The sequence below is a fragment of the Borrelia parkeri genome, assembly GCF_023035815.1.
In the GTDB taxonomy this organism is placed as follows: Bacteria; Spirochaetota; Spirochaetia; order Borreliales; family Borreliaceae; genus Borrelia; species Borrelia parkeri.
In genome coordinates this window covers 53296-60018 of the sequence record NZ_CP073175.1, presented here as the reverse complement: position 1 = coordinate 60018, position 6723 = coordinate 53296, and the positions used below count along the sequence as shown (strand labels likewise).

Here is a 6723-nt window from a genome sequence, read left to right as displayed (position 1 = left end):
TAGTTTATTTTGTATTAGTATAAATTATTATAAAAATTCATAAGATTTTTTTGTATAATCCTATTTTTGTTATATTATTTACTAATAATATGTTTATTAAAATACTAAAAGAGATACTAATTCATTTACGTCACTTAACCGATTTTTACAAAACATTTCTTTACCCTATTATTCCTTATCTAATTAAATTAGTAAAAAAGATGATGTTGATGTTGTTTAAGTTAATAAAACTAATAAAAAAACATAAAAAAAGAACTTCTGATATAAATCGACCGTATATAAAAAATCCAAACAATAATGAAAAAGCTGTTTTTAGTAACAATACTGATTTTAGAGATAAAATACAAAAGATAATAAATGCTCCTGGAGAAACTAACTCAAGCAGTAAGACTACGTTAGAGATTTACCCATGTAAAGAATCTCCATACAAGAAAGGAGTTAAGTTAGCTTTTGAGGGTGATTATGAACCACATGTTGAACCTGGAGGTGGTGATGATTTATATGGTATATGCAGTAATTTTGATGATTTTACACAAAAGGCAACAGTAATACCAATACTTGGTAATACATTTCAAGGATATCTAATAGTAAAAGATTCAACTATTAAAAAGAATGACAAACTGTTTTTCAATCAATATGGTATGCTTGAAAAAGTTAAAAAAACTCGTGATAAAAATATATATGCTATTGCTCTTTCAGACTCAATCCGTGATGAAATACAAGGACATTGGTTAGCAGAAGTAAAGATTCATTGAAGAAAAAGTTAAAACATATTAATCGTTTTGTCCCTTAGGTTTCACAACAAAGAAAGTACATATAATCAACTTAGAAAAATTCAAATGAAACAATACATCAAATAATTATAGTTTACAATGCACAGATTGATTACAATATCATCTTCACTTACTTTTATCCTCATCATTTTAACTTATTATCTTCAAATACCTCTCTTTTTATACTCAAAATGTGATAAACAAAATAAATATATAATCAACAAAGATAATTATTTTTAGAAACTTGTTTAAATAAAATTAAAGAGAGTTCCTTATAAAGGAACTCTTATTGAAAATACTAATATTATAAAATATTTAAATCTTTACCATCTCTATCTTGCAAAATTTGATAGATAAGATTTTGCTTCTTCAATGAGAGCTTCTATATTTTTCTTTTCTCCCATTGCTTCAATTAATTTTATAGAAGAAGATTCTAATTGTTTTAACGCATTCTCTGCTTCTCTTTGTGCCTGTCTAGCTACTAAATCATTGTCTACTTTTCTTGATAAGTAACTTCTACGTTTCTTCTTTCTTAATCTTTCAGTAATAGCTTCTTTTAAAGTCTCTTGGGATTGCTCAAAAAAGGATTTTGCGGAACTTCTTTCATTAAGTCCTGCATCAATTTGGGTTATGAACATATCGATCTGATTCCTTTTTTCATTAAACCTATTTTGTAATTTAATTAGTTCCTGTCTCTTTGTTCTATACGTTTGACTATTGCTCTTAGAAATAGACCTTTGCTCTTGTAGTTTCGTCTGAAATTCTGAAAATATTCTATAAAAATCGGATTCTAATTGTTTAGACTCTGTTTGAAGCTTACGTGCCTCCTCAATTAATTGATGGAATTCAGAATCTCCAAGCACTCTTTTTACATTTTCAATTTCTTCTTGTGCTTTGCTCTCTTCATCAGTACTTGGAACTAAATCTTTTTCTTCTATTTTTATTACTTCTTCTTTAACATAGTATGGTTGAACTTGCTCAGACACCTCAAATCCCGCATTAACAGGTTTTACTCCCATATCTTGTTGTATTTCTACTACTTCTTCTTCTAAATCATCTATAACAACTTCTTTTTGTTCCTGATTTTCTTGTTTATGGTTTAAATCTTTATTATCTTTGCTTTCATCTAAAAATTTGCCCCTTACTTCATTTAATAAATCATTAAGGACATTTATATCACATGATAACAAACATAATAATGTTAATATACATACTGATAAAATACTTCTCTTCATATCTCACTCCTGGGATATTAGATTATTTAATTATTGAATCTCGATATTGAAATATAATAATTATTTAATCTAATATACACCATTTAATTTAAATTTCAAAAATAAATTTACATAAAACCTCAATTATTTGACTCTGTAATAATTAAAATCTATTTAAAATTATTTTAATAAAATAAAATTAATTACATACCAAACAAAACTAATCTTATAATAATAAAATACCCCTAGTTAAAGAGATTTAGCTAGAGCTTGTTTACTTATCTTTAGTACAAATATTTAATCTACTAAAATGCAAAAAAGGAAAACAATTCTTATAAAAAGAAAAGTTTTCCTAAAATGACTTTATTTAGTAGATTATTTAATTAGATAATTTATTTAGCAGCAGCCGGTTGAGTAGTAGTACTAGCTTCAGTTGATTCAGTAGTAGTTTCAGAGTACTGTATTCCCTTAACAGCTTCTCTTATCTTATCTAGATTGATTGATACTGTTTTCCTAATTATTAAGTCAAGTATTCCCAGTACCTTATTTACAGCAGTTACAGCAGCAGCTTTAATTGCTCCATCTTCATTAGCAGCAGGTTGAGTAAATTTACCACCTTTAGTCATGGCTTTAAGAGCAACAGCAGCTGCTAAGTCTGCATTAGTAGCTGCACTGCCGGCAGCATTATTGCCATTAGTAGCAGTAGCTAGTACTCCGGCTTCAGAATTAGCAGCAGGTGCAGCAGGTGCAGTAGCCTTGGCATTCTTAATCTTATCAACCATAGCCCATGGGTCGGCTTTTGATACTTCGCCTGCTAGCTTTGCAGCATCACCTGCACCAGCTTGAGCGTTATGAATTAGAGCTTTAGGTCCATCTCCATTAGCCACCGGTTCACCAAAATTGCCAGGCTTGATTTCTATGCCAGATTTATCTGCTAGATCAATAATTGTCTTTACACTTTCAATTATAGCCTTTACACTAGCTTCATCAGCACCTGCAGCATTATTATCAGTAGTTGCATCACCAATATCAGTATTACCAGCCTCTTTAGCAGTATCAGCAAGTGTAGTTAGAACAGCAATTAGTTGTTCAAAGACATCATTTGCACCTTTAATTGCATTCTTAATAGCTTCAATTGTGCTGCTATTAGCATTTTTTGTTTCAGATATTTTATTTGATAGCTCTTTCAACTTATTCTTAGTAGTTGTAAGCCCATCTCCTATAGTCTTAAAGTGTTCACCAACTTTACTTCTCTTATCACCCGATTTAACTACTGTAAGTCCAAAAGTATCCCCAATAGCATTACCAAAGATGCCAAAAATCTCATAAAACCCATGACCTATCTTAACTAATGAATCAAAGAAAGTATTCTTACTCTCAGCAGCCAATTTCTCAGCCTGAAGTTGACCACTTCCACAGCTAAGAAGTAAAAATAAAGTCATCAATAACGCACAAAAAGTAATTCTTTTCATTATCACGTGCCTCCTTATTACCTCAGGAGTACAATGGTTAACAACCTTTGAATAAAATAAAAACAAAAACTAAAAGCATAGATACTTTAATATTACAGAGACTGTGTGTGACTCAACAATTAATAAAATTGATTGATTGTTGTAATAAAAAATAACTGATATATAATCAAAGAAAGGGTTTACTTAACTTAAATTTACTTACTTAACAATGAATAGACTATGGACATTAATGTTAAAAATATTCCTATATTAAGTGTAATAAGGGTTCCAAACATCCAATTATGTAATCTTGATGTACTCTTAAATTCAGATGTGGCTTTATCAAGTTTATTATCAAGCTCCACCCTATTAATTTCCATATCTTTTCTAACAAGAAAAATTTCATTGCTAACAGATGAAATATCAGATTTTAATTCATTCCTAACTGTATCAATCTTATTATCAAGTTCATTGAATTTAGCATCAATCTTAGTATCGAGTTCATTAAATTTGGTATCTATTTTGTTATCCAGTTCAGTTTTGACAGATTTAATCTCAGCTTGTAAACTTGACTCTACAGATTTAATTTCAGCTTGTAAGAGTGCTTCAACTTTTTCAAGCTTTATATCAAAGTTTTCTTTTAAGAATTCAATATCTTTGTAAGTCAGTTCATTACGATAGTATCTGTAGGACAGATCAACAGCGATGTCTCTCTTAATACCGGCTTTAGTAAGTTCATTGATGACCATTTGTTGAGTAATAACAGGTTGAGCAAGTCCCATAAAAATCTCCTTATGTAATTATTATATAATATTTTAACGGTTATAGGAACTTTATTTTAGTAAAATATGATTTAAAAGGGTTCCTAAATCTAACATAAAGTATTTAGTCTATTTTTTTTAGTTTATTAAAAAGCTCTCAAATGCAGTCTTACCATCAATCTGTTGTTAAAGGATTGCTATCAATACTATTTAGACCTGAGTATTATTACAAATAGTAAAAAAGGAAAACAATTCTTATGAAAAGAATAGTTTTCCTAAAATAACTTTATTTAGTTATGTATATTGTTATTAATAATTCTTTATTGTTACTGTCCACCAGTTGCTGCATCTGTAGGTGTAGTAGAATCTGCAGACTTATCTTCTTGTGTAACTGTAGCAAGAGCTGCACTTATTGTCTTTAAACCACTATCAACAGTATTTCTTATTGCTATTATTAGAGTACTTAAAGTCTTACCAACAGCACTAGCAACAGCACCATTTATTGCATGAGCAGATTTATCTTCACCTGTCTTAGCAGCAAGTTTACCATCTTTAGCCATTGCTCTCAGTGCTATTCCTGCTGCTATTACTGCATCCTTTCTTGCTGAAGCCCCAAGATCCTTATTGTCTTCTTTCTTAGCAGCAGCAATTTCAGCAGCATTCTTTGATTGCTCAATAGTAGGCTCACCCTTAGCCTCTTCAGACTTAGCAATAGCTTTTAGAATGTCAGCACCAGTTATAGCTCCAATTGAAGCACTTGCTGCTGCAGCTTGTGCTTCTGTTCCATCAGCGGCATTAGTACCAAACAACTTACCAATTGATTTTTGCTCAGTTTCTGCTGTCTTAGTAGCATCTGGATTTCCTTCATTATCTTTTAAAACCACGTCAACAATGGTTTTAATTCCTTTAACTAGGGCATTTACGCTTGCAACTTCTGCAGGTGCAGCATCTTCTCCTTTAACAGCATTTCCAATAACAGCATCACTAGTAGTCCCTTTTGATGCTTCCTTTGCTCCTGCAGCAATTTTATCTAATGTGTTAGTGATAAACTGATCAACAGCTGTCTTTATCTTTACATAATTTCCATTTTTTGCAACTTCATCTTGTAATTTCTTTTTAAGAGATGTCATAGTCTCTGCAATTTTAGTGAAATAAGCTCCAATATCTTCCTTTTTAGTGTCAGCCTTAATACCAAAAGCGCCAGCAACCATGTCAGAAAGAGAAGTAAAAACATCTAAGAACCCTTTACCTAAATTAGCAATAGAGTTTAAGAATGTGGTTTTAGGATCCTCAGACTTAGTACTGCCACTACCACAACTCATAAGTAAAAATAAAGTCATCAATAACGCACTTAAAGTAATTCTTTTCATTATCACGTGCCTCCTTATTAACCAGGGAAGCTAGATAAAAACAAAAGGAAAACAATCCTCATAAAGAGAGAAATAGTTTTCCTAAAATGACTTTATTTAATTATATATATTGTTATTAATTCTGATTATTGGTTTTTAGCTTCAGAGGTTGTATTATCAGTGGTTACAGGAGTATCAGTAGTATTAATATTCATAGCATCTTTAACGGTTTTAAGTCCCACATCAATAGTGTTTCTTATTGCAATAGTTAAAGTACCCAATGCCTTAGTAACAGCACTTACTGATACTCCTTTCACTGCAGTAACAGCATCATCAGCAGCAGCACTAGGACCAGCAAATTTACCATCCTTAGCCATAACCCTTAAAGCTATACCTCCTGCAATAGTTGCATCTTTAGGGGCAGCACCAGCATTCTGAGAAGTAGCTAATTTAGCAGCATCACCATTATCTTTAACCATGGCTTTCAAGATGTCAGCGCCAGTTACAGCACCAACAGCTTTAGCAGCATCAGCTGCAACTTTTTTTGAATTGTTAGCATCACCAGCCGCACCAGCACCAGCTGTAAATAATTTACCTGCTTCACCATCACCACCAGCAGCAGTTCTTGCAGTATTGCCATCTTCAGCTTTTTTATCATTCCCAGCTTCAGCATTTCCTTCTTTAAGAACCACATCTACAATTAACTTAATTCCCTTTACTAAACTATCAACTCCAGTCCCAGCAGCTCCATCAGCATTAGTAGCAGCAACATTAGCAATTGGATTGCTATCAGAACCAATAGCCTCACTAGCGGTTTTAGCACCATCAATTATCTTATCAAGAGTATTAGCAATTAGAGCTTTTACAGCGGTATCAACTGCAGAAGCATTAGGATTATTATCAGATTTCATATCAGCAACAATTTTATTAAGCTTATCCTTAGTACCTTATACAGTATCCTGAACGGTCTTAAAGTAGTTCCCAACATCAGACTTCTTAGTAGTAGTATTAAACCCTAAAACCCCTCCAACCATATCAGAAAGTGAAGTAAAAACATTTAAGAAGTCATTACTTAAACTAATAATAGATTTTAAGAATCTACTCTGAGGATCCTCAGACTTAGTACTGCCACTTCCACAGCTAAGAAGTAAAAATAAGCAATATAAGATTTAATT

5 protein-coding genes and 1 pseudogene are annotated in these 6723 nt (G+C 31.6%); 1 reads left to right on the top strand and 5 read right to left on the bottom strand.

Going from position 1 to position 6723, the window contains the following annotated elements; all coding sequences use genetic code 11:
• The first annotated feature begins 209 nt into the window (after positions 1-209).
• On the top strand, positions 210-755 hold the full coding sequence (locus tag bpSLO_RS08000) for a DUF228 domain-containing protein (RefSeq protein ID WP_246990289.1): 546 nt from the start codon (positions 210-212) through the stop codon (positions 753-755).
• A 350-nt stretch (positions 756-1105) separates the two neighbouring features.
• On the opposite strand, the gene bpSLO_RS07995 is transcribed toward bpSLO_RS08000, so the two are convergent.
• The 5 genes and pseudogenes from bpSLO_RS07995 to bpSLO_RS07975 form a co-directional block, all read right to left on the bottom strand.
• The gene (locus bpSLO_RS07995) at positions 1106-2008 is read right to left on the bottom strand and encodes a P12 family lipoprotein (protein WP_246990287.1); all 903 of its coding nucleotides are present in this window, start codon (positions 2006-2008) and stop codon (positions 1106-1108) included.
• A 371-nt stretch (positions 2009-2379) separates the two neighbouring features.
• Positions 2380-3462 (bottom strand): variable large family protein, encoded by a 1083-nt coding sequence (locus bpSLO_RS07990; protein ID WP_246990299.1) that lies wholly within the window; start codon positions 3460-3462, stop codon positions 2380-2382.
• A gap of 191 nt (positions 3463-3653) precedes the next feature.
• Entirely contained in the window at positions 3654-4220 is a 567-nt protein-coding gene (bdr, locus tag bpSLO_RS07985) for a Bdr family repetitive protein (protein WP_246990286.1), read from the bottom strand.
• Positions 4221-4525: 305 nt separating this feature from the next.
• The gene (locus bpSLO_RS07980; protein WP_025407656.1) at positions 4526-5569 is read right to left on the bottom strand and encodes a variable large family protein; all 1044 of its coding nucleotides are present in this window, start codon (positions 5567-5569) and stop codon (positions 4526-4528) included.
• Positions 5570-5694: 125 nt separating this feature from the next.
• A pseudogene (locus bpSLO_RS07975) lies at positions 5695-6717 on the bottom strand (variable large family protein).
• Between the last annotated feature and the right edge of the window lie 6 nt (positions 6718-6723).